Raw genomic sequence first — 25541 nt, 5'->3', positions numbered from 1 at the left:
TCCTTCTATTATTTTAGATACAATTTGTGTCAATATGTCACAATTTTTTAATTATTTTTTTCAAAACTGCCAATTTTTAGTCAAAAATCCCTTGGCACACATATTGTCAATGGTATAAAAGTAAAATTGAATTAAAATTTTTAAATATAAATATTAGTTATGAGTAAAATTATTGGAATTGATTTAGGTACCACCAACTCTTGTGTCTCTGTAATGGAAGGAAACGAGCCAGTGGTAATCCCTAATGCCGAAGGAAAAAGAACTACACCTTCTGTAGTAGCATTTGTAGAAGGTGGAGAGCGTAAAATTGGTGATCCAGCAAAAAGACAAGCCGTTACCAATCCAACAAAAACAGTATATTCTATAAAACGTTTTATGGGGAATAAATTTTCTGAGTCTTCTAAAGAAGCAAAGAGAGTTCCTTATAAAGTAGTTAAAGGAGATAATGATACACCACGTGTAGATATTGATGGTCGTTTATATACACCACAAGAAATTTCTGCTATGGTGTTACAGAAAATGAAAAAAACTGCCGAAGACTATTTAGGAACTGATGTTTCTGAAGCGGTTATTACGGTACCAGCATATTTTAACGATGCACAAAGACAAGCTACAAAAGAAGCAGGTGAAATTGCAGGATTAAAAGTTAAAAGAATAATAAACGAGCCTACTGCCGCAGCTTTAGCGTACGGTTTAGACAAGGCTAGTGAAGATAAGAAAATTGTTGTTTTTGATTTTGGTGGAGGAACACATGATGTTTCTATCTTAGAATTAGGAGATGGTGTTTTTGAAGTTTTAGCAACAGATGGAGATACGCATTTAGGTGGTGATGATGTTGATGAAAAATTAATCAACTGGTTAGCAGATGAGTTTAATGCAGAAGAAGGAATGGATTTACGTAAAGACCCAATGTCTTTACAACGTTTAAAAGAAGCTGCAGAAAAAGCGAAGATTGAATTATCTAGCACAACTTCTACAGAAATAAACTTACCATATATTACAGCTACTGCTAGTGGCCCAAAACACTTGGTAAGAACAATGACTAGAGCTAAATTTGAGCAATTAATTGACGATTTAGTAAAAAGAACAATAGAGCCTTGTGCTACTGCATTAAAAAATGCTGATTTATCAATATCTGATATTGATGAAGTTGTTTTAGTTGGTGGTTCTACAAGAATCCCTGCTGTACAAGAAGCTGTTGAAAAATTCTTTAAAAAAGCACCAAGTAAAGGTGTAAATCCTGATGAAGTTGTTGCTTTAGGAGCTGCAATTCAAGGTGGAGTATTATCTGGTGATGTAAAAGATGTATTGTTATTAGACGTTACTCCTTTATCATTAGGTATTGAAACTATGGGGAATGTTTTCACAAAATTAATTGATGCAAACACAACCATTCCAACAAAGAAATCGCAAGTATTTTCTACAGCAGTAGACAATCAACCTTCTGTAGACATTCATGTATTACAAGGAGAAAGAGCCATGGCTGCGGATAACAAAACAATTGGTCGTTTCCAATTAACAGATATTCCACCAGCACAAAGAGGAGTACCTCAAATTGAAGTAACTTTTGATATTGATGCAAACGGAATAATCAATGTTTCTGCTTCTGATAAAGCAACTGGAAAATCTCAAGACATTAAAATTGAGGCTTCTTCTGGATTATCTGAAGAAGACATCGCACAAATGAAAGCAGATGCAGAAGCAAACGCTGAAGCTGATAGTAAAGCAAAAGAAACTGCAGAAAAAATTAATGGCGCTGATGGAATGATTTTCCAAACAGAAAAGCAATTAAAAGAATTTGGAGAGAAATTATCTGATGAGAAAAAAGGACCAATCGAAGCTGCTTTAGTTGAATTAAAAGCTGCTCATGAATCTAAAGATCTTGCACAAATTGATGCTGCAATGGAAAAGATAAATGAAGCTTGGAAAGTTGCCTCAGAAGAAATGTATGCTGCACAAGGTGCTGCAGGTGCAGATGCTGGAGCTCAACAAGGAGAACCTCAAACAGAAGATGCGCAAGGTGACAATGTTGAAGATGTAGACTTCGAAGAAGTTAAATAAGTAATTTAATTACTATAGATATAAAACGCAATCATTAATTTGGTTGCGTTTTTTAATTCAATCTATTTTCATTTGAAAACCTACAATCAAACTAACTTTTTTAAACATACTTTTTGCGAATTCCAACAAGTTGATGACTTTGAATTTCCAGAAAACACAAATTATAAAAGTAAATCAGAAAGCATTTATTTTTATACTGAAGAAGGTGTATTTAGAAAATCAAATCATTGGGGAAGAGTTGCTAATTGTAGATGGAAATTAATTTCTGATGAAAATTATAAAAATCAACAAACAGTTATTGGTTTTGCAAAATGGACAAACTTCTATCCAATCAATTCAACTGAAAAAACATTTTATATAAAAGTTGATTTTGAATCAAAAACTGCAAGAATTCAACCTAAGAAAGAAAAATCAACAAACTATTTATTTACATTTTCAGAAGCACAAAACAGAACAAAAAAAATAAATCATTTGTTTAAAGATAATAAATGGGCTAGCTATTTTAATGAAGAAATTGAAACGTTAAGATTCAATATTATTTCTAAATTTATTAATACAAATAAAACTTTCCAGGAGATTAAATTAGCTTACAAGTAAAAGAAACTCTTATTTATTTCGTAAATTTACTATAGATTTAAAACCGTTAAAATCTAGATGAATATTCCACAAACTAGCTTTCCAAGAGTTGTGATCATTGGAGGTGGATTTGCAGGTTTAGCTGCTGCAAAAGGTCTTGAAAAGCAAGAATTACAAGTTGTTTTAATAGACAAACATAACTATCATACATTTCAACCTTTATTATACCAAGTTGCCACTGGCGGATTAGAACCAGACTCAATTGCTTTTCCATTAAGAAAACGCTTTAACGATGTAGATAATTTCTATTTTAGATTAGCAGAAGTTCTAAAAATTAATGCAAACAAAAATAGCATTGAAACTTCTATAGGCGATTTAGAATTCGATAAATTAATTATTGCTACAGGCTCTACTACAAACTTTTTTGGAAATACTAATATCCAGAAATATGCAATGGAAATGAAATCAATTCCGCAATCTTTAAATATTAGAAGTCTTATTTTAGAAAATTTTGAGGAAGCTTTATTAACCTCAAATCTAGAAGAAAGAAATGCTTTAATGAATTTTATTATTGTAGGTGGTGGGCCAACTGGTGTTGAATTAGCAGGTGCTTTGGCAGAAATGAAAAAAGGGATTTTACCAAAAGATTATCCTGATTTAGACATCAGGTTAATGAAAATAAACTTGATTCAAAGTTCTGGAGAAATATTAAAAGGTATGAGCAATAAAGCTTCTAAAAAAGCAGAAGATTTTTTAATTGATTTAGGTGTTGATGTTTGGAAAAATTTACGTGTTTTAGATTATAATGGAACAACGGTTACTACAAACGGAGAAGATCATTTTAAATCTGCAACTGTAATTTGGGCCGCTGGTGTAAAAGGGCAAACAATTAACGGATTAGAAACTGAGTGTATTATTGAAAGAGCAGCAAGAATAAAAGTTGACGAATTCAATCAAATAGAGCAATATGAAAATGTGTACGCCATTGGTGATGTTGCTTGTATGAGTTCTAAGAAAACTCCAAAAGGACATCCTATGATGGCGCAACCCGCTATTCAACAAGGAAAATTATTAGCAAAAAATATTTTAGCTAAAATCAATCAAAAGAAAATGAAACCTTTTGAATATAATGATAAAGGTTCTATGGCAACAATTGGTAGAAATAAAGCTGTTGTAGATTTACCTAAATGGAAGTTTCAAGGAATTTTTGCTTGGTTTGTTTGGATGTTTGTACACCTATTTTCTTTAATTGGTTTTAGAAATAAGGCAATTGTTTTTCTAAATTGGGTCTATAATTATATTCGTTTTGACAGAGAAACTAGATTGATTATTAGACCTTATAAGAAAAATAAAAAAATTCGTCTTAAAAATAAAATGTAGCAAGATTTACAAAGTAAATTCTATAACTTTTGTATAAATTGCTTCTTAAATTTTATTAAATAGATTTCATGAAATCTTCTAAAATAACAAATCAAATAGTTACAAGAATATCAAACTCAATAGTTTTTATTGAAGATAATCTAGATAAAAAACTAGATTTATATGAAGTTTCTAAAAAAGCTTTTTTTTCTCCCTATCATTTTCATCGTCTTTTTTCTGCTGTAACAGGAGAAACTGTAAATAATTTTATAGTAAGAAAGCGAATTGAAAAAGCAGCATCGTTTTTATTACATCAGAAAGAAAAAACTGTTACAGAAATTTCTGAAGAAGTTGGTTTTTCTAGTATTTCTTCATTTTCTAAAGCTTTTAAAAAATTTTATGGAATATCTCCTGTAAATTTCAAAAAAGAAAGCCCAGAAAAATATAGCAAGATTTGCAAAACTGAAAGCAAGAATGGAATAATACAAACCACTTTTGAGCAATATATTTGTAATATAAACAACGCTTTAAATTGGTTACAGATGAATGCAAAAACAGAAATTAAAAAAATTCCTAGATTAGATTTAGCTTATATTTCTCATAAAGGAAAAATTGAAGCAATTGGAAGTGTGTATGGTAGGTTAGTAAAATGGGCAACTCCAAAAGGTTTGATCAATGAGCAAACAAGAATGGTAACTATTTATCATGATAGCCCCAAAATTACAGATCCTAATAATTTAAGAATGAGCGCTTGCATTGTTTTAAATGATCCTATTGATTTTGACGAACAAGTAAATTTAAAAGTATTAACTCCAACAAAATGTATTGTTTCTAGATTAGAGATTAAGCCTTTTCAATTTCAACAAGCTTGGGAGTCTAGCTTTGCATGGATGATAGAAAATGGTTACAAAAAATCTGAAGTTGATCCTTTTGAAATTTATTACAATAACGCTGCAGAGCATCCAGAGAACAAATTTATTGTAGATCTATGTATTCCAGTTCTTTAATATTATTCTGATGAAACACGAGTGGAGAAAAAAGGAAAAACAAGTTTACATTCCTAAAACTAAACCAGAAATTATAGAAATTCCTGAATATAATTATTTAACAATATCTGGAAAAGGAAATCCCAATAATCCAGAATTTTCAGCATATATTAGAGCATTATATCCTATTTGTTATGGTATCAAAATGGGCTTAAAAAAGAATCCTGTTTTAAAAGATTATTACGATTACACTGTCTATCCTTTAGAAGGAGTTTGGGATATTTCTGATGAAGCAAAAAAAACATACACAGAAAACACAAAGTTGAATAAAAACGATTTGGTTTTTACATTAATGATAAGACAACCTAATTTTGTTACAGAAAATTACGCATTAAAAGCTATTGAAAAAGTAAAACTAAAGAAAACAAACCTATTGTTTGATAAAGTTAAATTCAAGAAAATTACGGAAGGAAAATGTATTCAAATGCTTCATATTGGCTCTTATGATAATGAACCTGCTTCTTTTAAAATCATGGAAGAATTTGCAAAAAGTGAAGGTCTAGAAAGAGATTCTAAAGTTCATAAAGAAATATACTTATCAGATTTTAGAAAAGTTGCTCCAGAAAAATTAAAAACAGTTTTAAGGTTCAAGTTAAGATAGCAGCATAACAATTCATCATTCAAAATTTACAACTCGGTATTTCTTTTTATTTTAAAAAAGAATAACCCTACATCTTTGTACCATCAAATAACAAAACGATGAAACACATACTACCACTTCTTTTAATTATTTTACATTTTTCAGCAATTGCTCAAAACACAATTTCAGGAAAAGTAACCGACAAAAAAGGGAATCCGATTATAGGCGCTAATATATATTTAGATGGAACTTATGATGGAACCTCAACTTCAGATACAGGTGAATTTAGTTTTACAACATCAGAAAAAGGAACACAAACAATTGTTGTCTCTTTTATATCTTTTGAAACCTATACTAAAACCGATATCATTTCTAAATTAAAAAACCTAAAAATTATCCTAAGAGAAGATGTAAATGCTTTAGATGCTGTAACAATTAATGCTGGTACATTTGAAACTGGCGCAAAAGCTAAAGTCACGGTTTTAAAACCTTTAGATGTTGTAACAACTGCAAGTGCTCTTGGCGATGTTTTTGGCGCTATACAAACACTTCCTGGAACTTCTACTGTAGGTGAAGATGGACGATTATTTATAAGAGGAGGTGATGCTGAAGAATCACAAATTTTTGTTGACGGAATTAGAGTATTTACACCTTATGCACCTGCTGCAAGAAATATTCCAACACGTGGTCGATTTTCTCCATTTTTATTTAAAGGAATTTCATTTTCTACAGGTGGATATTCTGCAGAATATGGACAAGCATTGTCTGGTGTTTTATTATTAAATACAATTGATGAACCTGTTGAAGAAAAAACAGATTTATCCTTTATGACATTAGGATTAGGAGTCGGAAATACACAAATATGGGGAAAAAATTCATTTAGTGTAAATACATCTTATATTAATCTCGCACCCTATCAAAAAGCTTTTCCAGATAGAAATACTTGGAAAAAACCTGTACAAGCTTTAAGTGGAGAAATGATTTATAGACATAAATTTCAGAATGAATCTTTACTTAAAGTTTATGGTGCATTTAGCTATACAAATTTCGATTTAATACAAGATGACATTAATTTTGTGGATGGTTTTAGATTCGGTTTAGATAACAGAAATCTATATTTTAATAGTTCATATAAAAATAAATTTGGAGATAATTGGAAATTTGAAACTGGTTTAAGTTTTACAAATGATTATTCTAATATCAATATTATTGATGATCTAGTAACTGACAATGAAAACTCAATGCATTTTAAACTAAAGCTAAAAAAACAGTTTTCAAACAGATTTAAAATTAGTTTTGGTTCAGAGTATTTTATTACAAAATTCGATGAAACGTATACTTCTAACACTGTTGGAAAATTTGATTATGGTTTTAATAATAATATTTTTGCTTCATTTGCAGAAACAGATATTTTCTTTTCAAAAAATCTAGCAACAAAAATTGGTGTTAGAGCAGAACATTCTGAATTATTGAATGAATTTACAATTTCACCTAGAGCATCAATATCATTTAAGTCAAGTAAAAGTTCTCAATTCTCGTTGGCTTACGGTCAGTTTTATCAAAACCCTAAAAATGAATATTTAAAATTTAATCAAGATTTTAAAGCTGAAAACACTTCTCATTTAATTGCTAATTTTCAATCGGTAAAACAAGGGCAAATTTTTAGAATAGAAGGTTATTACAAGAACTATAAAGATTTAGTAAAATTCGATACACAAATAGCAAATTTTAATGCAAACTATAACAATAACGGAAGTGGTTTTGCAAAAGGGTTTGATATTTTCTGGAGACAAAATCGTAAAATTAAAAACACAGATTATTGGGTTTCTTACTCATTTTTAGAAACAGAAAGAGATTATAGAAATTATCCTACTACTGCTAGACCAAGTTTTGCGTCAAAACACAATTTATCTGTTGTTGCTAAACATTGGATTGAAGACTGGAAAAGTCAATTTGGAATGTCATATAATTTTGCTTCAGGAAGAAATTACACCAATCCAAACGAACCTGGCTTCTTAAACAATCAAACCAAAAATTATAACTCAGTCAGTTTAAATTGGGCATATTTAATTAGTCAGCAAAAGATTTTATATTTCTCTGTAAATAATGTGTTTGGAACTCAAAATGTATTTGGATACAACTACAAAAACACTCCAAACATGAATGGGAATTTCGAAAGACAAGCAATTATACCAAATACAGACAGCTTCTTTTTTGTTGGCTTATTCTGGACGATTAGCGATAATAAAAAAGACAATCAATTAAATAATTTATAATGATTTGTCATTGCGAATAAAATAAAGCAATCTGTTTATAACTAAAGTAGATTACTTCAATCGTTTCTCCTTCGTAATGATATAAAACAACAACTCATCAACAAAAAATGACAACTCGGTATTATTCTTGTTGAAAAACAAGAAAAACATCAGATCTTTGAATCATCAAAAAATAACATCATGAAAAAATTAATACTTATCGCACTTCTTATTTTTAATGGGATTATTTCAATCCAAGCTCAAGAAGAAGAAACTTTTAATTTATCAATTGAAGTAAAAGGAATAGAATCAAACAATGGTAAAATTTTTCTAGCCATTTACGATAGCGAAGAAACTTTTCTTAAGAAAGCATCTGGAATAATTACTGACATAAAAAATAAAAAAGCTACAGGTGTTTTTAAAAACTTAAAGAAAGGAACGTATGCGGTTTCATTATTTCACGATGAAAACAATAACAAAAAAATGGATACCAAGATTTTTGGAATACCTAAAGAACCTTATGGATTTTCTAATGATGCTACTGGTTTTATGGGCCCACCAAAATTTAAAGATGCCAAATTTAATTTAGAAGAAAACAAAACAATAATTATAAACATCAACTAATGTTATTAAGAAAAATATCTTATTTTATAATTTCTTTTTGCGCAATATTAATTGGATTATATCCTGCTATATATTTTATTGTAGATAGAAAATTTGGATTGTTAGCAAGTAAATCTGACTTACTTTTAGCAGATATATTATGGAATACCATGTTTTACACTCATATAATTTTAGGTGGAATTGCATTAATAATTGGCTGGTTACAATTCAATAAAAAATTACGAGTAAAAAAAATACAACTACATAGAAAAATTGGTAAAGTATATGTAGTTTCTTGTTTATTAAGTGGAATCTCTGGATTCTATATCGCTTTATATGCAACAGGAGGAATAAGTCCAAAACTTGGTTTTGCTTCTATGGCTATTGTTTGGTTTTTCACAACATTATTTGGCTTTTTAGCAATTAAAAATGGCAATATAATTAAGCATCAAAAATTAATGATTTATAGTTATGCAGTATGTTTCTCTGCAGTAACACTAAGAATATGGTTACCAATTTTAGGAAATATCTTTGGTGGTTTTTTACCTGCATACAGAATTGTTGCATGGTTATCTTGGATACCTAATTTATTTGTTGCTTTTCTAATTATTAAATATCAATTTAAATTATCAAAATAAACTTACTTATCATGAAAAAAATAATCACACTAATAGCACTTATATTTACTCTAGGAATTTCTGCGCAATCAAATTATCAAAAAGGAATGCAAAAAGCATTCTCTCTTTGGGAAACTGGGAAAATGCAAGAAGCTTCTCAACTTTTTGAAAGAATATCTAAAGTAGAAACAACAAATTGGTTACCGTCGTATTATGCAGCAACTATAGAAATTTTAGGTAGTTTTGGGTTAAAAGATGAAGCTGTTTTAAAAGCTAAATTAACAAAGGCTCAAGAATTTTTAGATATTGCAAAATCAAATTCAGAAAACAATCCAGAGATTATAATTACACAAGCACTTTTAAACCTTGGTTATATTGCTTTTGATGGACAGAAGTATGGAATGACTTTATCTGGAAAAAACAATCAATTATATGCAAAAGCATTAGAAATTGAACCAAACAATCCAAGAGTAATTTTAGGAAAAGCAGAATGGGAAATGGGAGCTGCAAAGTTTTTTGGGAAATCTACAAAACCATATTGCGAGCAAGTTAAAAAAGCAATTGAATTAGGTAAAAAGGAAAAAAATGAAATTGAATTTTATCCTAGATTTATGCTAAAAAGAGCGGAGCAAGTTTTAAAACAATGCGAAAAATAATCTTTAATTATTACTACTTAGTTTTTAGTTTATTCCAAGTGACTAAAAACTAAGTAGTATCAATTTAAAATTTTCGAAATCAGTTCTTTTTTTGCTTTTTCATCATCTCCAAACAACCAACGTAAAGTATTGTCTTCCCAAATTTGGTCATACTGTTTTTGATCAATAATATTTCTATCCATAGCTAAATCTAAAATCTTACCTGGATATGAAGATTGTGCGTCACTTTCCATTTCACCAAGTGGATATGGATCATCTAAACCCATTAAAACTTGATTAGATCCTTGACGTTCTATCATCAATTTTAACGAATCTGTATCATGCACTAAAGTGTCGAAAAAGATATTTGGGTGTCCGACTGCTTTTCTAGGATGTGTTTTCCCTTCAAATAAATCGGGTCTCCCATCAAAACCTTGAATACGCCTTCCTAAGTTCATTTGTGCTAACTGACCACCATGCGCAAAACAAGTTCTAATATTTGGAAAACGCTCTTGCATTCCGTTTAACGTATAAAAATGATAGGCATCTCCACATTGTGCTAACATCCAAATTAAATGAAAACGCCAATTAGTGTTTTCTAATTTTATCATTTGATCGCCATCATATGGATGAATTTCAATGGCTAATTTATATTTATCAGCCAATTCAAAAATTCGATCATTCTCTTTATCAAAAACTGAACGCCATTGTCCAATTGAATCCATAAAATGTGTTGGCAAACACAAAACTTTTAAGCCCAATTCTTCTACACAACGCTCCATTTCATACAAGGCACCATAAATAAAACCTGGATGCACTACAAATCCACAAGTGAATTTAGATGGATGATCTTGCTGAACTTTTGCATTAAAATCATTTTGAAAACGCAAGGCTTTTTTCATTTCCTCTAAACGCAATCCATTTCCATATAATTGAGACAAATTTAAAACTACCGCATGATCTAAACGATTTCTTTCCATCCACTCTAACTTTTCATCTAAGAAAAAACTAGAATCTGTTACAGGACGTTTCCACCCTTTTTGCAACATATACTTACGTTCATCATCTACCCAAAAGATTTCTTTTTCCTTCATAAATTGAGGAATCTGTTCTGGATAAGGCAACAAATGTGAGTGTCCGTTTATACGTAATTTTCTAGTCATTTATTTAATTTTCTTAGGCGTTTCCATTATTTCTCCACAATTATCACACGTACATTTCTTTTTATCTGAATAATAAGTATCAAATATGATTGGCATATCAGTTTCAATATTATCAAGTTTAAATTCTTCTCGATATAATGGCGCATCACAATTTTCACAATACCATTCTAGAGCGTCTACCATTTCTTCCGAACGTGGATATTCTATCACCAAACCAACAGTATTTTCTTTTCTCTGTGGCGAATGTGGTACTTTTCCAGGTAACAAGTAAATATCACCTTCATTAATTTCTACATCTACTTGTTCGCCTTTATCATCAATGATTTTTAAAATCATATCTCCTTCAACTTGATAGAAAAATTCTGGAGTTTCATTATAATGATAATCTTTTCTTGAATTTGGACCACCAACAACCATCACTATATATTCACCATTATCCCAAACTTGTTTGTTACCAACTGGTGGTTTTAATAAATGACGATTTTCATCAATCCACTTTTTAAAATTTAAAGGCTGTACTAAATTCATATTAAATAGATTTAATTTTTAAGACAATTTACAAACTTTTTGTTCTTCCACCATCAACAGGAATGTTAATTCCGTTAATGTAACTCGCTTTTTCACTTGCTAAAAACACAATTGCGTTGGCAGTTTCTTCTGGCTTTGCAAAGCGTTTTGCAGGAGTATAATTTTTCATAATTTCAGTCATTTGTTCAATACTAGTATTTGCTTTTTTAGCTTTAATATTGATAATTTCTGTTAATCGTTCTGTATCTGTAAATCCTGGTAACACATTGTTAACTGTTATTCCATGACTACCAACTTCTTCTGCTAATGTTTTTGACCAATTACCAACTGCACCTCTAATAGTATTACTAACTCCTAATCCTGGAATTGGTTCTTTTACAGACGTTGAAATGATATTGATAATTCTACCATAACATTGCGTTTTCATAAAAGGAACAACTGCTTGTGCTAATACATGATTACACTTTAAATGCTGAGTAAACGTGTTTTCAAACTGTTCTAAAGTTGCTTCTAAGATTGATCCACTTCTTGGTCCTCCGGTATTATTTACTAAAATATGAAATTCTAAATCTGTAGTATGTAAAACTTCTTTTAAAGCTTCAGGATTAGAAAAATCTACAACTAAATAATTATGGCTTTGATTATTATTTGGCAATTCTGATACAACCTTTTTTAGTTTCTCTTCATTTCTTGCAACCAAGGTTACATTTACTCCTTCTTCTGCTAATAAAATAGCAGTTGCTTTTCCTATTCCTTGTGAACTTCCGCAAACTAATGCGTTTTTGTTTTTTAGGTTTAAATTCATATTTATATTTTTATCTGTATGTCTGGTTGAGCGCAGTCGAAACCTATTTAATTATCTGAATTATATTTTGAATGAGTTGCATTTCTGCATTCTGATAAAATTTCTACCATATCAAAATTTTCATTTGCTAAAGCTAACTTCTTTTTGCGACTCCATTTTTTTATTTTCTTTTCAAAATAAATTGCTTGTTCTACATCATTAAAAATTTGACTAAAAATTAACTCTAAAGGTCTTCTTTTAAAAGTAAAACAATTTTTATTTAATCCTTTTTGATGCTCTTCAAATCTTCTTTCAATATTATTTGTAATTCCAACATATAAAAAATCATCAGAACATTTTAATATATAAACATAATAAGTTTTCATAATAACCTCTCGACTGCGCTCGAGGAGACATTTTAATTTTATATTTTATTTTCAATCATTTCTTTAATCTTAACTGCTTTTTCAAAATGATCTAATTGATGAGTTTCTATCCACCATGTAGCAACTTCCATTAATAATTTTGGATTGTCGTTTTTATTCTTGAAAAATGCATAAAATGACAACCCTACGTTATCTCCTTTTTTTGTGATTTTCTCTTCACAAACCTGAATAATTTTGTCTTTTATTTCTTTATTCATTTTCTAAATTTAAAGATTAAATAATTCAAAAATTAAAAACAATCTTTAAATATTTTAATTCTTTAGTTTTTTAATACTTAATGCAAATATTCTTTGGTTCGGTAAAAAAACGTAAAGCTTCAAATCCTCCTTCTCTTCCTACTCCACTTTCTTTTACGCCTCCAAAAGGTGTTCTTAAATCACGTAACATCCAAGTGTTAACCCAAACAATTCCTGTTTGTAATAGTTTAGAAAATTGCATAGTTCTGTTTAAATTATTTGTCCATAAAGTTGCAGACAATCCGTATTTAACTTCGTTTGCTAAGGATAACCCTTCTTCATCAGTTTTAAATGACATAATTGTAACTACGGGTCCAAATATTTCTTCTTGATTCAATTTACATTGATTGTCTGAAACTTCTATAATTGTGGGTTGTAAATAATAACCATTTTCGCTTCCTGAAACCTCAACTTTATTTCCGCCAAAAAGAATTTTACCTCCTTCACTTTCTGCAATATCAATATAACTTTTTACTTTTTCTAAATGTGCTGCAGAAACCAATGCTCCAATATCTGTATCTGATTTCTCAGGATGTCCAACCTTTAATTCAGATACTTTTTTGATAAAATCTTTCTTGAATTTTTCATAGATTTTTTCTTCTACAAAAATTCTACTTCCACATAAACATATCTGACCTTGATTTGCAAATGAAGAACGAACTGTTGTTGCCAACATTTTCTCATAAACACAATCTGCAAAAATGATGTTTGGATTCTTTCCACCTAATTCTAAAGACAATTTCTTAAACATTGGAGCCGCAACTCTAGCAATATGAGCACCAGTTTTAGTGCCTCCTGTAAATGAAATTGCTTTAATATTCGGATGTTCAATAATTGCCTGACCAGTTGTAGTTCCTAATCCATGAACGATGTTTAAAACACCTTTTGGGAGACCAGCTTCATTACAAATTTCACCTAACAAAAAGGCTGTCATTGGAGTAACTTCACTTGGTTTTGCAACTACACAATTACCTGCTGCAATTGCTGGCGCTATTTTCCATGTGAATAAATACAATGGTAAATTCCAGGGAGAAATACAGCCTACAACTCCAATTGGTTGACGTAACGTAAAATTAACTGCATTTAAACCTACACTTTCATGAGATTCTGATGAGAACTGTGAAATTGCATTTCCGAAAAAACGAAAATTACTTGCAGCTCTAGGAATATCAATTTGTTTGGCTAAATTTAATGGTTTCCCATTATCAATACTTTCTGCTTTTGCAAAACGAACTAAATTTTCTTCTAATAAATCTGATATTTTTATAAGAATTCTACTTCTTTTTTCTAAAGTGGTATTACTCCATTTTGGAAATGCTTTTGATGCAAATTCATACGCTTTTTCTACATCTTCATTTGTTGAATTTGGAATTTGTCCATACACTTCTCCAACAGATGGGTCGTAATTATCAATATAATCTCCATGTATTGGATTCTCGAATTTTCCGTTGATGTAGTTTTTAATGTTCACGTTTCTTTTATCTAAATTAATCTTTTAAAGCTTCATCAATTTGTTTTTGAATCTTTTCTCCCAACAAAATTTTCCTTTCTATTCTTATTTTAAATAATTTCTTTCTTCTAAGATCCGTTTTTAAAATATTTCTAACAATAGGAGATTTGATTAACTTAATCAATTCTTTTTTTCGTTGAATTGAATCTTTTATAAATGTATCATTATCACTAGAAAAATTTAGCTCATATTTATTTTGTTGATAACGCCAAAATTGATCTTCTTTATCTACTGCTTTATTATGTTCATTTAATTCCTTTCTAAATTGTGGCCAATGATATCCATAAAACTCTTGTAAGTCCAAAAAAATTGAATCGTATTTCCCATAATTTGATATTTGAGTATTCTCAAATCGATTTAATAAAACTGGACTATAAGCTACATTTATATAAAAAGTTTCAACATATTTTTCTAGAGAATCTAGTGGAATGGTATCTAATCTTTTATTTTTTAATAAATTATTTTTTAATTTTTTCTGATTTTTAATCAATTCTAAATCAAATTTAAAGTCTCTGATATTTAACCTCAATTCTTCTTTAAACTCAACTGTAAACTGTTTTAAGATTTCTTGATTGTTTTTTTGTTGATTCCAAGTATTAATCTGTAAAGCAATTAAAATACCAATAACCACAAGAATTATTTCTCCAATGGCATATTTAAAATACTTGGAGGTTTTGTTTTCCATAAGTAAGTTTTGACGGATTTTTCGGAAGAATTTAATCATTAATGTACTTTTTATTAAGTTGTCTGATTTCTGAAATTTTACTTAAAGCAGATTCTAAATTAAAAACTCCTCCTTCTCTATTATCATTATATAATTTAAAAAGAGTAATTGTGGAGCTCTTTTCAAGGAATTCTTTAGAGTTAATAGGTTTACAAAATTTATCCCATTTATAATCTATCATTTCTTTTCTTAAAACTGGCATCCAATCATCTTGAAATGATTGCTCTACATCATTTAAAGATTGATAAACATTAAATAAAATTTGGTCATAATAAGATATCAATGCTAATAACAGTTCATTATCTTCAATTATGTCTATCCCTTTTGATTTTAATACTTCAAAAGCACTAGATTGAGATTTAAATCTTTCAAAACGAATAATTTTTCCCATCCAAAAATTTAAACTGTCAGCATAATTTTTAGAAGTAACTTCTTTTAACAAACGATTTGTATAATTAATAGCTATTTTTGATTTATTTAATGATTTTGAGATTGCAATTGAGTCACTTTTCAAATTCTGATCTATTAACAAAATAATTTCTTTTTGATATTTTTGATTTTTTTGATAATCATTCCAATTATTAATCTGCAAAGCAATTAAAATACCAATTACCACTAGTACAATTTCTCCAATAGCGTATTTAAAGTATTTAGATGTTTTGTTTTCCATAAGTAAGTTTTGACGAATTTTTCTGAAAAATTTAATCATAACTATTTTTTAATTCTTCAATAATTTTTTTATTTATATTAGATAAGGTATTTATTTCGTATTTTAAATTTGAAACTATTACTTTTCTGTTTTCCAAAGCAATAAATACAATTTTAGAATTCACTAAATCCATATATTTTTTTAATGAAATTTTGGTATGTCTCACTTTCTCATAATAAGCGATATCAAATAACTGAGAAACAGAACCGATTTCTTTTTTTAAATCCCAAATGGTCCCTGAGAAAAAATTATTACTATCTGATGTATTTATTTGCTTATAAGAATTGTATTTTTCAAAGAAATCTGAAAACAAATAGTTTATTTTCTTGTTTTTTAATAGACTTAATTTACCACTAGAATTAGCGTTATTATATGTTGTTAAACTTGGATTAAAATTTGTAGTTGAAAAAAAATTAAGAGCCAAGCTCTGTAAAGAATCTAAACTTAATTCTTTTCTTTTAATATATACATCTTCAAAAAATAGAGTCATATTTTTATATGATTTTTCTTGAAAAATAGACAATGAATCTAACTTTTTTTGGGTGTTGGTAAAGTCTATTAATAAATCATTAATCAATTCTGTTCTTTCTTTTTTTAAGTTCTGGTTTTGTTTCCATTCATTGGTTTGCAACGCAATTAAAATTCCAATAACTACCAGAATAATTTCTCCTATTGCGTATTTGAAGTATTTAGATGTTTTGTTTTCTAAAAATAGTTTTTGACGGATATTTCTAAAGAATTTAATCATTATATTTCTTTTAAATGATAATCAATTTTTACAATTAATGCGTTGGCATTGGTTATATAATTTTGGAGTTCTTTTATATAAATTCGAAAAATAAAATAATAAGTTGCTATTCTACTTTTTATTGTTGGATCCTTATAAAAACTATCTATAAAGCCGTCAGTTTTATTCTGCATTAAAAAAGATGCATACCAACCAAAACTCTGAAAATAGATATAATTTCTTTCATGCTGTTTCCCTAACTCATCAGTTGATATGTTAACTTCCAACATATGTTTATTGTAAAAATTATTTATGTCTGAAGTAAGACCTTGTCCTAGATTATTAGAAAAATCTGATATTATTTTTAATTGATCAATACCACGTTGACTAATTCCTATATCTTCATAACCATACATAACTTTCATATAATTAGGATTATTTTTCCAATCTTCTTTTGTCAATTCTTTATTTAATACTGCATCAAAAGCAGGCTTTTGTAATTTATTATATTCTTGAATGAATAATTCAAATTCAGAGATGTCAGTTTCTAAATCTTCTTTTACAATGAGATATATTGCATTTTGAGTATTAACTTGCTTTCTACTCTCATTCCAATTATTAATCTGTAAAGCAATCAAAATACCAATAACCACCAATACAATTTCGCCAATTGCGTATTTAAAGTATTTGGATGTTTTGTTTTCCATAAGTAGGTTTTGACGGATTTTTCGGAAGAATTTAATCATATTTATATTTGTTAAAACCGCAAGCGGCTATTTTCACCAAAAGTCTACAAGACTTTTGATTTTGTAAAAACAAAATTTCGTTTCAATAATCTGAAGAATTTAATCATTTATTGTTTCTTAAAAGCAGTTACTTTAATCTCCACCACTAAATCTGGATGCGGTAATTGATGCACAGCCACTGTAGTTCTAGTTGGTCCAGTTGCTGCATCAAAAAATTCTGCATAGGCTTTATTATAACCTGCAAAATCATTCATATTTACCAAGAACGTTGAAACATCTACAACATCTTTTAAACTAGCTCCAACTGTTTGTAAATTTTTATCGATGTTATTTAACACTTCTCTAGTTTGAGTTTCAATATTTAAGTGTTTGGTTCCCATTTCATCAATAATATCAACTCCAGCAATGGTATTATCTGCTCTTCTAGAACTTGTTCCTGAAACAAAAATAAAATCACCCACAACTTTTACATGTGGATATGCGCCTCTTGGTGTTACTTTTTTTTCTGACATATTTTAATACTTTTATTCTTTTCTAAAGTAGTATTCCTAACTATTGATTTTTTCAATTTGATACAATTCTACCATTTTCTTTTCTATCATCTTTTTAGGTACATTCTTAATTATAAAATTCCTAAAACCTCTACCATAAGACCAATGCGCCATTTTCCCAGTAGTCCAAGATTGATTTACAACTAAATTCACTTTCTTCTGTCTCTTTTGTTGAAACAGTTCAAACACATTTTCATCTCTTTTATGAGCAAACAAGTTACTTAAATAATAAGCATCTTCTATTGCTTGTGCTCCACCTTGTCCCATATTAGGAGTTGTTGCATGAGCTGCATCGCCAATTAAACAAACATTATTTTGATACCATTTTCTAAGTGGTTTTAAATCGTTAATATCATTTTTTAATATCTGATTTATTTCAGTTTCTGAAATCAATTTTAACACTATTGGATGAAACTCCTTGAAAAGCTTAAGCAGCTCTTTTTTAGCTAAACTAGAATCGACTTTTCTATTCTGATCCGACAAGACAACTGCAAACCAATACACTTTGTTTTTGGCGACTCTAGAGATTCCAAATCGAATCTGGTTTCCCCATAACTCAAAACCTCGATGTAAAAATTCCTTATCAAGCTCTATATCTGCAATACCTCTCCAACAAGTTTGCCCTGAATATCTAGTAGTACTTTCTGGAAAAAGTTGTTTTCTAACTTTAGAATTTATTCCATCAGCTCCAATTAAAAAATCAGTTTGTATTTTTGAATTTCCAACAAAATTCACTTCAATTCTACCTGAACTTAATTCTTTAAAACTTTGAAAACCTTTATTTAAAAATAGTTTCTCTTTTGGTATTTTATCAAACAATAGTTTTTGAAGTTTAGCTCTATGAATAGCAATTGTATTATACCCAAACTTATCTTTAAAAACATCTTGAAAGCTGTCTGAAATTGGTGACAAATCAGGCTTACCTATCGTAATTCTATCAATTGAATTCCCAGAAGCAATAACTTCATCTAATACATCTAAACTTTCTAAAACTTGTAATGCATTTGGCGCTAACCAAATTCCTGCACCTACTTCATTTAATTCAGGTGCTTGTTCAAAAACCTGATACGGAATTCCTTTCTTTTCAAAAGCTAATGCTGTTGTAAGCCCTCCAATTCCCGCACCAATAATTGTGTATTTCATCTATTCTTTTTCGGCTAATTCTATTAATTTTAACGTAGTTCTTAAATTCCTAGTAGTAGCTGTAACTTTTAACTTTCTTTCAAATAAGTTATTAGTGATTTTTGATTTTCCAAATCCGTTAGGACAATATAAATACACCAAATCATCAACTACTTTAAATTGGTCTTCACCTTGATTTTTAATTTCAATTTCTTGAGCTACAGTTTTTTTATCTAAAAAAGTAAATGCTACAATTTTTTCATTCTCCGTTGGAAAAGGATAATTTTTAATTACTTTTTTCCATTCAGAAATTGTTCTAGAAATTACAGGAACATCATATCCAAATTTAGATGCAATTCCATCTTTTATTTTTTGACAGACTTCTGATTTTGATTTATCAGAATCTAAAATAATATTCCCACTTTGAATATAGGTTTGCACATTTTGAAACTCTAAATCATTCAATAATTGACGTAAATCAGCCATCGGGAGTTTGTTTTTTCCTGATACATTTATTCCTCTTAATAAAATAATAAATCTAGTCAAACTATTATTTTTGTCAAGCTGAACTTGTTTCAGCTTCTCATTATTATTGATGTGATTCTGAAACAAGTTCAGAATGACGTTATTTTATAATCCTGCGATTTTATCTTCATCTAAAATCTCATGAGTTTCTTTTTTGACTTTTTCTAAAATGATTCCCAACTCTTCTTTTGTCAAATCGAGCGCAGTCGAGATCTCATTATCAGCTATTAAATTTAGTATCGCTTTATTTTGCGCTCTACCTTTTTTCATCGCTTCATGATATCCTATATCTTCATTAAAAGTAACCATAGAATATTTAGAAAAATATTCCATAGGAAACGTTTTTTCCAAATCCATTTCTATTTTTCTCTTTTCTTTAAAAAGCGGATTTGCAACATGATCTTTCATCTCATGAAAATTATCAACAGCTAGATCTGCAATAGCATCCGTATCTTTTTTACGAGCATTCTCAAAAGTTTTAAAAACATCTTCCCAATCAAAGATTTCTCGACGGAGTTTATCTTGAGCGGAGACGAAAGGCTCGAAATGACAAAGTATTTCATCAAAAACTGTAACATCTTCAAAAGACGCGTTCATTCCTTGTCCGTAAAACGGAACTATAGCATGCGCTGCATCCCCCATTAAAATGGTTTTATTTTGATAATGCCAGGGCGAACATTTTACGGTACCTAAAGCTCCTGTGGGATTATTAAAAAACTCTTCTTTAATATTCGGAATTAATGCTAAAGCATCTGGAAATTCTTTCTCAAAAAATGTTGTGATTTTTTCTTCGGATGTTAAATTCTTGAAATTATATTCACCTTCATCATAACTCAAAAAGAGTGTTACAGTAAAACTTCCGTCCAAGTTTGGCAAAGCAATTAGCATGAAATCGCCTCTGGGCCAAATATGTAAATGTGCTGCACTAATTTGATGACTTCCAACTTTATCAGCTGGAATTTCTAATTCTTTATAACCGTGTGTTAAATAATTCTGACCGTAACTAAATAGAAATTTCTTTTCTAAATAATAGCTTTTCCTTAATACAGAACCTGCACCATCTGTTCCAAAAATGACATCGCCATCAATTGAAAAAGTTTCTTCGGTTTTATAATCTTTAAAATGAGCTACGGTATTTTCTATATCAACCGAAGTGCATTTTTTATTAAAATGAATATTTACATTTTCATGCTTTTCAGCTTCAGTTAGTAGAATCCCGTTTAAATCTCCTCTCGAAATTGAATTGATATACTCATTTTCTCGTCCAGAATAATTTGAAGCAAACGTTTCCCCTTTTCTATTATGCATCAATCGCCCATACATTGGGATGCAAATTTCTCTAGCCTTTTCTTCAACGCCACATAATCGTAATGCCTTAAAACCTCTATCTGATAAGGCTAAATTTATAGAACGTCCAGAAGATATATCAACTTTTCGTAAATCCGGTCTACTTTCGTATACCTCAACTTTATAGCCTCTTTGTGCTAAACGTAAAGCTAAAAGTGAACCACATAAACCTGCTCCAATAATTAATATGTTGTCTTTTTTATTCATTTAAAATTTGAATAGCTTTTTTGTATGCTTCTTTACTACTTCCAGTTTGAATTTCAGGCTTAAAACTTTCTCTAGGCATTCCATTTATATGATAGAGCCTTTCAATTGGAAAACATATATTTATGTTTGTTTCTGGTAATCTATTACATCCTATCGCTCCTAAAAGCTTTGCCATTTCTGTTCCAACTACTTTTGCTGATTTAATATTATCGAATCCTTGGGCAATAGCTTCACCTATACTTCCAGTCCATCTTCCAACTAGAACTATAACAGGTTTTCTATATGGTTTTTTCAAAGGTGTTACTAATTCAATCCAGCTTCTTTTTATTCCAAATTCTCTTTCTAAACTAACTTTTTCATGTTTTTGATATGAAATTGTCTTAGTAATAAACTTACCCATTATACTTTTAGCAACTTCTGCATTACCTCCACTAGGTGTATCTCTTAAATCTAAAATAATTGCTCTAGTATTTTCAAATTCATCTACTTTTTCTTGAAAGGATTTAATAACACTATTATTTCCGAGAGAGTTATTAAATTTGATATAGCCAATATTCTTTTCTATGATTTTAGAATTTAGAATACCTTCTTCTTTTCTAACTACTTTTGGTTTACCAAGTTTATATATAATATCTTCTCCTCTTCTTTTTATAGAAATTTCTCTTTGTTCATTATGTCTTCCTGCAAACAATAAATTTGCAAAAAATTCTTTTACATTCTTTTTAGGTTTATTAAAAGATTCTGGTAATATATCAGTTATTAATTGATTTATTTTTTTACCATTGATCATTAATATTTCATCACCAATTTTTAAACCAGCTTTTTCAGCCTCAAAGTTTTGTCTAATATCTTTTATAAAATATTTATTATTCTTAATTTCTATATTGGCATCTAAAGAAGTTGGAATAAGACGAAAAGAAGAGCTATTATTTCTGTTTAAAGAAATATGGGCATCATAAAACTCATAAATAATCTCTTCTAAAACACTAATAAATTGCCCATCAGTTTTTATTGAATCAACTCTATCTTGGTAAATTTCTTTAACTTTTTTCCAATTTGTTTGTTTCTTATCAAAATATGCATAATAATCATTAAAAGTATCCCACAAATAATTAAAATCTTTTTGATATTTAGTTTGACTTACCAAGCTAAAACTAATAAACATGAAAAAAATTAAACTTTTATTTTTCATCTATAACAATTCTTTTAAAATAGTAACCATCCTATACACATCTTCGAAAGAATTATAAAGTGGTACTGGCGCACAACGTATAACATCAGGTTCTCTCCAATCTGTTATAACATTGTTTTTTGTTAGTTTTTGATGTAAACTTTTATCTGCATTTTTAACTTGAATAGATAATTGGCAACCTCTTTCTTTTGGGTTAGTTGGTGTTATAATTTTTATATCATCAGAATTTATCTCGTTGATTAAAAACTCAAAATAACCTGTTAATTTTTCTGACTTTTGACGCAGCGCATCCATTCCTATCTTATCGAATACGTCAAGCGATGAACGAATAGCTGCCATCGATAATATTGGCGGATTCGACAATTGCCAACCTTCTGCCCCATTCATCACATCAAAAGGCATACGCATATTAAAACGTGTTTCTTTGTTATGATTCCACCAACCAGCAAAACGCGGTAAATCTTTATTATTTGCATGTTTTTCGTGCACAAATAATCCTGCTAAACTTCCAGGGCCAGAATTCAAATATTTATAAGTACACCAAGCTGCAAAGTCTACTCCAGAATCGTGCAAATTAGGTTGAATATTTCCTGCTCCATGTGCTAAATCAATTCCAACAAAACAGTTTTTAGAATGACCAATTTTTGCAATTTTTTTAATGTCTAAATATTGTCCCGTATAATAATTTACGCCTCCAATTAAAAGTAAAGCGATTTCATCTCCTTCTTTTTTTACAATTTCTTCTAAATCTTCAATTCGTAATAAATCCTCACCTTTTCTTGGTTTCCATTCAATCAATCCATCTTCGGCATCAAATCCATGAAATTTTAATTGCGATTGCACCGCATATCTATCCGAAGGAAAAGCATCACTTTCAATGACTATTTTATATTTGGTTTTTGTGGGTTGATAAAACGACACCATTAATAAATGCAAGTTGGTTGTTAAGGTATTCATCACCACAACTTCTAGTGGTTTTGCACCCACAACTTTAGCCATTTTCTCTGTTAGAAATTCATGATAGGGCAACCAAGGATTTTTAGCTTCAAAATGACCTTCTACTCCGTATTTTGCCCAATCATCTAATTCTTGCTGAATATATTTCTGAGTCTGTTTAGGTTGCAACCCTAGTGAATTCCCTGTAAAATATAACCAGTCATTTCCATTTTTATCTTTAGGAATATGGAACTGATCTCTTAAATAAGAAAGTGGGTCTTTTGCATCTAATTGTTGTGCGTAGCTTAAATTATTTTGGTATTTCATTAAACAAAAAAATGATTGTTCTCAAATATAAAACAATCATTTTTCAGAAGTAAACTTTTACTAAATAATTTATCTAGTATAAAACTCTAAAATTAATAGTACCTTCTATCTTTTTTAAAGCTTTAATAACCTTTTTATTGTATTCTTTATTGATATCTGTAATTACATAACCCACTTTAGCATCTGTAGATAGATACTGTCCTGTAATGTTTAATTCGAATTCTGCTAAGACTAAATTAATTTTAGCCATAATCCCTGGAACATTATGGTGAATATGTAAAAAACGATGAGCATTTTTATGGTGTGGCAAACGTATATTTGGAAAGTTTACTGCATCTACTGTATTACCAGAATTAATATATGCCATGATTTTACTAGGCACAAAGTCGGCAATATCTTTTTGAGCTTCTTCTGTACTACCACCAACATGTGGTGTTAAAATCACATTATCCAATCCTTTTAAAGCGGTATAGAATTCACCATTTTTTCTTGGTTCTTCTGGATATACATCAACAGCAGCGCCTGCTAATTTCCCTGATTTTAGAGCAACTACTAAAGCTTCAATATCTACTACAAAACCACGAGAAAGATTTACTAAATGAGCGCCATCTTTCATTTGCGCAATCTCCTCTTTACCTATATAGTTTTTATTAGCTGCATTATCATCAACATGTAGCGTAACTACATCAGAAATAGTTAATAATTCTTTTAAGGTATTTAATTTAGTTGCATTCCCTAAAGCCAATTTATCTTCAACATCATAGTAATAAACATCCATTCCTAAGGCTTCTGCTAAAACCGACAATTGCTTACCAATATTACCATAACCAACAATTCCTAGTTTTTTTCCACGTACCTCTCTAGAACCTGCAGCAGTTTTTTGCCATTGACCATTATGTAATTCTGAACTACGTTGAAAAACACTACGCATTAACATAATAATTTCTCCAATTGCTAATTCAACCACAGAACGTGTATTGCTATATGGCGCGTTAAAAACTACAATTCCGTTTTCTTTACAAGCGTCTAAATCAATTTGTTTTGTTCCGATACAAAAAGCTGAAACAACCATTAATTTATTAGCAGCTTCAATCACTTTTTTAGTGACTTGAGTTTTAGATCTAATTCCTAAAACATGTACGCCTTTTAATTTCTCTATTAATTCATCTTCAGACAAACTTTTAGAAACAGTTTCAACAGAAAAACCATCTTTAGATAATTTACTAAAAGCATCTACATGTACATTTTCTAGTAATAGAATTTTTATTCTATTTTTTGGATATGATATATTTCTCGGTAATTTATTTACATATAAAAACTCGTCAAAATTTGGCGTTATATGATCTGCATTTTTAGTCGTTTTTTCTCTAGAAACATTTTCTGTATAAGCAAAAAACTTGTCGGCAACACCTGCTTCTTTAGTTACTGCATCGCTATAACCGTCTCCAATCATTTGAACTTCTCCATCTAGATTTAGATCACCTAAACACTTAATTTTTCCATTATGAGTAGACAACACATTATCTCTATCAAAACCTACAATTTGTCCGTCTGCATCAAATTCAAAAGTATTCGCATACACTCTATCGGCTGGTACATTATATTCGGCAACTATTGGCTCTATAAATTCTTTAAAACCACAAGAAATCACATAAATATCATCAGAAAATTCTTCGAAAAACTCTTTATTTCTTTCAATAGAAGATGATACCAGCTTACTTAATTCACTAATTAACAATGGTAAATCTGCCTTGTTTGCTTTTAACAGATTGATACGTCTTTCTAATGATTCTGTAAATGATATCTCGCCATCAATTCCTAAATTAGTAACATTAATTATTTCTTGAATAATTTCTTCTTTGTTAGGATTATTTGCCAAGGTGATTTCTGCCAAAACATCTAATGCTTCCACTCGTGTTAAGGTGCTATCAAAATCAAAAACAAAACTTCTTTTTAGTGTGCTGCTCATAGTTAACTAAAGTTAAGCTACAAAAATACGAAGTAAATTGACAAAAAAATCAAGAAAGCT

26 protein-coding genes are annotated in these 25541 nt (G+C 29.4%); 9 read left to right on the top strand and 17 right to left on the bottom strand.

Features of this window, described 5'->3' with window-relative positions; genetic code table 11:
* Window positions 1-159: 159 nt before the first annotated feature.
* From dnaK to OD91_RS11630, 9 genes are all read left to right on the top strand, one after another.
* Complete coding sequence (dnaK, locus tag OD91_RS11670; protein ID WP_144896563.1) at window positions 160-2061, top strand: molecular chaperone DnaK; 1902 nt, start codon at window positions 160-162, stop codon at window positions 2059-2061.
* Between the two features lie 72 nt (window positions 2062-2133).
* The gene (locus OD91_RS11665) at window positions 2134-2658 is read left to right on the top strand and encodes a hypothetical protein (protein ID WP_144896562.1); all 525 of its coding nucleotides are present in this window, start codon (window positions 2134-2136) and stop codon (window positions 2656-2658) included.
* Between the two features lie 57 nt (window positions 2659-2715).
* A complete protein-coding gene (locus tag OD91_RS11660; RefSeq protein WP_144896561.1) occupies window positions 2716-4017 on the top strand; it encodes an NAD(P)/FAD-dependent oxidoreductase in 1302 nt (433 codons plus the stop codon).
* 68 nt (window positions 4018-4085) lie between these two features.
* A complete protein-coding gene (locus OD91_RS11655) occupies window positions 4086-5003 on the top strand; it encodes a GyrI-like domain-containing protein (protein ID WP_144896560.1) in 918 nt (305 codons plus the stop codon).
* Between the two features lie 10 nt (window positions 5004-5013).
* Window positions 5014-5643 carry a GyrI-like domain-containing protein gene (locus OD91_RS11650; protein WP_186434448.1) on the top strand — a complete coding sequence of 210 codons (630 nt, stop codon included), beginning with the start codon at window positions 5014-5016 and terminating at the stop codon, window positions 5641-5643.
* 98 nt (window positions 5644-5741) lie between these two features.
* Window positions 5742-7898 (top strand): TonB-dependent receptor, encoded by a 2157-nt coding sequence (locus OD91_RS11645; RefSeq protein WP_144896558.1) that lies wholly within the window; start codon window positions 5742-5744, stop codon window positions 7896-7898.
* A gap of 180 nt (window positions 7899-8078) precedes the next feature.
* Window positions 8079-8501 carry a DUF2141 domain-containing protein gene (locus tag OD91_RS11640; RefSeq protein ID WP_144896557.1) on the top strand — a complete coding sequence of 141 codons (423 nt, stop codon included), beginning with the start codon at window positions 8079-8081 and terminating at the stop codon, window positions 8499-8501.
* Entirely contained in the window at window positions 8501-9118 is a 618-nt protein-coding gene (locus OD91_RS11635) for a DUF2306 domain-containing protein (protein WP_144896556.1), read from the top strand. The genes OD91_RS11640 and OD91_RS11635 overlap by 1 nt, the downstream gene beginning before the upstream one ends.
* Window positions 9119-9129: 11 nt before the next feature.
* Window positions 9130-9753 carry a hypothetical protein gene (locus tag OD91_RS11630; RefSeq protein ID WP_144896555.1) on the top strand — a complete coding sequence of 208 codons (624 nt, stop codon included), beginning with the start codon at window positions 9130-9132 and terminating at the stop codon, window positions 9751-9753.
* Between the two features lie 59 nt (window positions 9754-9812).
* Here the strand turns inward: OD91_RS11630 and OD91_RS11625 are convergent, their stop codons facing one another.
* The 17 genes from OD91_RS11625 to serA all read right to left on the bottom strand — a co-directional run bounded on the left by OD91_RS11625 (window position 9813) and on the right by serA (window position 25481).
* The gene (locus OD91_RS11625; RefSeq protein WP_144896554.1) at window positions 9813-10895 is read right to left on the bottom strand and encodes an amidohydrolase family protein; all 1083 of its coding nucleotides are present in this window, start codon (window positions 10893-10895) and stop codon (window positions 9813-9815) included.
* Complete coding sequence (locus OD91_RS11620; RefSeq protein ID WP_144896553.1) at window positions 10896-11423, bottom strand: 3-hydroxyanthranilate 3,4-dioxygenase; 528 nt, start codon at window positions 11421-11423, stop codon at window positions 10896-10898. It abuts the gene before it with no gap.
* Between the two features lie 28 nt (window positions 11424-11451).
* A complete protein-coding gene (locus OD91_RS11615; protein WP_144896552.1) occupies window positions 11452-12228 on the bottom strand; it encodes an SDR family oxidoreductase in 777 nt (258 codons plus the stop codon).
* Window positions 12229-12275: 47 nt separating this feature from the next.
* On the bottom strand, window positions 12276-12593 hold the full coding sequence (locus OD91_RS11610; protein WP_144896551.1) for a GIY-YIG nuclease family protein: 318 nt from the start codon (window positions 12591-12593) through the stop codon (window positions 12276-12278).
* A gap of 38 nt (window positions 12594-12631) precedes the next feature.
* Entirely contained in the window at window positions 12632-12850 is a 219-nt protein-coding gene (locus OD91_RS11605; protein ID WP_144896550.1) for a DUF6500 family protein, read from the bottom strand.
* Between the two features lie 70 nt (window positions 12851-12920).
* On the bottom strand, window positions 12921-14360 hold the full coding sequence (locus OD91_RS11600) for an aldehyde dehydrogenase (RefSeq protein ID WP_144896549.1): 1440 nt from the start codon (window positions 14358-14360) through the stop codon (window positions 12921-12923).
* 16 nt (window positions 14361-14376) lie between these two features.
* Window positions 14377-15084: a DUF6090 family protein gene (locus OD91_RS11595; protein WP_186434467.1), complete on the bottom strand. Its 708-nt coding sequence runs from the start codon at window positions 15082-15084 to the stop codon at window positions 14377-14379.
* 31 nt (window positions 15085-15115) lie between these two features.
* On the bottom strand, window positions 15116-15793 hold the full coding sequence (locus OD91_RS11590) for a DUF6090 family protein (protein WP_255513244.1): 678 nt from the start codon (window positions 15791-15793) through the stop codon (window positions 15116-15118).
* 31 nt (window positions 15794-15824) lie between these two features.
* On the bottom strand, window positions 15825-16580 hold the full coding sequence (locus OD91_RS11585) for a DUF6090 family protein (protein ID WP_144896546.1): 756 nt from the start codon (window positions 16578-16580) through the stop codon (window positions 15825-15827).
* Window positions 16580-17266, bottom strand: a complete 687-nt coding sequence (locus OD91_RS11580) for a DUF6090 family protein (protein ID WP_186434466.1) — start codon at window positions 17264-17266, stop codon at window positions 16580-16582. The genes OD91_RS11585 and OD91_RS11580 overlap by 1 nt, the downstream gene beginning before the upstream one ends.
* Before the next feature lie 146 nt (window positions 17267-17412).
* Window positions 17413-17817, bottom strand: coding sequence for a RidA family protein (locus OD91_RS11575; RefSeq protein ID WP_144896544.1), 405 nt, complete (start codon window positions 17815-17817; stop codon window positions 17413-17415).
* Between the two features lie 36 nt (window positions 17818-17853).
* Window positions 17854-18999, bottom strand: a complete 1146-nt coding sequence (locus tag OD91_RS11570; RefSeq protein ID WP_144896543.1) for an FAD-dependent monooxygenase — start codon at window positions 18997-18999, stop codon at window positions 17854-17856.
* Entirely contained in the window at window positions 19000-19524 is a 525-nt protein-coding gene (locus OD91_RS11565) for a DUF1697 domain-containing protein (RefSeq protein ID WP_186434447.1), read from the bottom strand.
* Between the two features lie 84 nt (window positions 19525-19608).
* Entirely contained in the window at window positions 19609-21057 is a 1449-nt protein-coding gene (locus OD91_RS11560) for an NAD(P)/FAD-dependent oxidoreductase (protein WP_144896541.1), read from the bottom strand.
* A complete protein-coding gene (locus tag OD91_RS11555) occupies window positions 21050-22249 on the bottom strand; it encodes a S41 family peptidase (protein WP_144896540.1) in 1200 nt (399 codons plus the stop codon). The genes OD91_RS11560 and OD91_RS11555 overlap by 8 nt, the downstream gene beginning before the upstream one ends.
* Window positions 22250-23512, bottom strand: a complete 1263-nt coding sequence (gene kynU, locus OD91_RS11550; RefSeq protein WP_144896539.1) for a kynureninase — start codon at window positions 23510-23512, stop codon at window positions 22250-22252.
* A 73-nt stretch (window positions 23513-23585) separates the two neighbouring features.
* Window positions 23586-25481: a phosphoglycerate dehydrogenase gene (serA, locus tag OD91_RS11545; protein WP_144896538.1), complete on the bottom strand. Its 1896-nt coding sequence runs from the start codon at window positions 25479-25481 to the stop codon at window positions 23586-23588.
* Window positions 25482-25541 lie beyond the last annotated feature (60 nt).

The organism is Lutibacter sp. Hel_I_33_5 (assembly GCF_007827455.1).
Lineage (GTDB): Bacteria > Bacteroidota > Bacteroidia > Flavobacteriales > Flavobacteriaceae > Polaribacter.
The sequence above is the reverse complement of the archived record's forward strand: the minus strand, read 5'-3'. Positions and strand labels throughout refer to the sequence as shown.

What these genes read in the sequence shown, in the direction of transcription:
- OD91_RS11615 (WP_144896552.1), bottom strand. Translation starts at nt 12,228, where the DNA reads ATGAATTTAAACCTAAAAAACAAAAACGCATTAGTTTGCGGAAGTTCA.
- OD91_RS11655 (WP_144896560.1), top strand. Translation starts at nt 4,086, where the DNA reads ATGAAATCTTCTAAAATAACAAATCAAATAGTTACAAGAATATCAAAC.
- OD91_RS11580 (WP_186434466.1), bottom strand. Translation starts at nt 17,266, where the DNA reads ATGGAAAACAAAACATCCAAATACTTTAAATACGCAATTGGCGAAATT.
- OD91_RS11650 (WP_186434448.1), top strand. Translation starts at nt 5,014, where the DNA reads ATGAAACACGAGTGGAGAAAAAAGGAAAAACAAGTTTACATTCCTAAA.
- OD91_RS11625 (WP_144896554.1), bottom strand. Translation starts at nt 10,895, where the DNA reads ATGACTAGAAAATTACGTATAAACGGACACTCACATTTGTTGCCTTAT.
- OD91_RS11575 (WP_144896544.1), bottom strand. Translation starts at nt 17,817, where the DNA reads ATGTCAGAAAAAAAAGTAACACCAAGAGGCGCATATCCACATGTAAAA.
- OD91_RS11555 (WP_144896540.1), bottom strand. Translation starts at nt 22,249, where the DNA reads ATGAAAAATAAAAGTTTAATTTTTTTCATGTTTATTAGTTTTAGCTTG.
- OD91_RS11610 (WP_144896551.1), bottom strand. Translation starts at nt 12,593, where the DNA reads ATGAAAACTTATTATGTTTATATATTAAAATGTTCTGATGATTTTTTA.
- OD91_RS11640 (WP_144896557.1), top strand. Translation starts at nt 8,079, where the DNA reads ATGAAAAAATTAATACTTATCGCACTTCTTATTTTTAATGGGATTATT.
- OD91_RS11585 (WP_144896546.1), bottom strand. Translation starts at nt 16,580, where the DNA reads ATGATTAAATTCTTTAGAAATATCCGTCAAAAACTATTTTTAGAAAAC.
- OD91_RS11560 (WP_144896541.1), bottom strand. Translation starts at nt 21,057, where the DNA reads ATGAATAAAAAAGACAACATATTAATTATTGGAGCAGGTTTATGTGGT.
- OD91_RS11590 (WP_255513244.1), bottom strand. Translation starts at nt 15,793, where the DNA reads ATGGAAAACAAAACATCTAAATACTTTAAATACGCTATTGGAGAAATT.
- OD91_RS11635 (WP_144896556.1), top strand. Translation starts at nt 8,501, where the DNA reads ATGTTATTAAGAAAAATATCTTATTTTATAATTTCTTTTTGCGCAATA.
- OD91_RS11630 (WP_144896555.1), top strand. Translation starts at nt 9,130, where the DNA reads ATGAAAAAAATAATCACACTAATAGCACTTATATTTACTCTAGGAATT.
- OD91_RS11605 (WP_144896550.1), bottom strand. Translation starts at nt 12,850, where the DNA reads ATGAATAAAGAAATAAAAGACAAAATTATTCAGGTTTGTGAAGAGAAA.
- OD91_RS11570 (WP_144896543.1), bottom strand. Translation starts at nt 18,999, where the DNA reads ATGAAATACACAATTATTGGTGCGGGAATTGGAGGGCTTACAACAGCA.
- serA (WP_144896538.1), bottom strand. Translation starts at nt 25,481, where the DNA reads ATGAGCAGCACACTAAAAAGAAGTTTTGTTTTTGATTTTGATAGCACC.
- OD91_RS11595 (WP_186434467.1), bottom strand. Translation starts at nt 15,084, where the DNA reads ATGGAAAACAAAACCTCCAAGTATTTTAAATATGCCATTGGAGAAATA.
- kynU (WP_144896539.1), bottom strand. Translation starts at nt 23,512, where the DNA reads ATGAAATACCAAAATAATTTAAGCTACGCACAACAATTAGATGCAAAA.
- OD91_RS11645 (WP_144896558.1), top strand. Translation starts at nt 5,742, where the DNA reads ATGAAACACATACTACCACTTCTTTTAATTATTTTACATTTTTCAGCA.
- OD91_RS11620 (WP_144896553.1), bottom strand. Translation starts at nt 11,423, where the DNA reads ATGAATTTAGTACAGCCTTTAAATTTTAAAAAGTGGATTGATGAAAAT.
- OD91_RS11660 (WP_144896561.1), top strand. Translation starts at nt 2,716, where the DNA reads ATGAATATTCCACAAACTAGCTTTCCAAGAGTTGTGATCATTGGAGGT.
- dnaK (WP_144896563.1), top strand. Translation starts at nt 160, where the DNA reads ATGAGTAAAATTATTGGAATTGATTTAGGTACCACCAACTCTTGTGTC.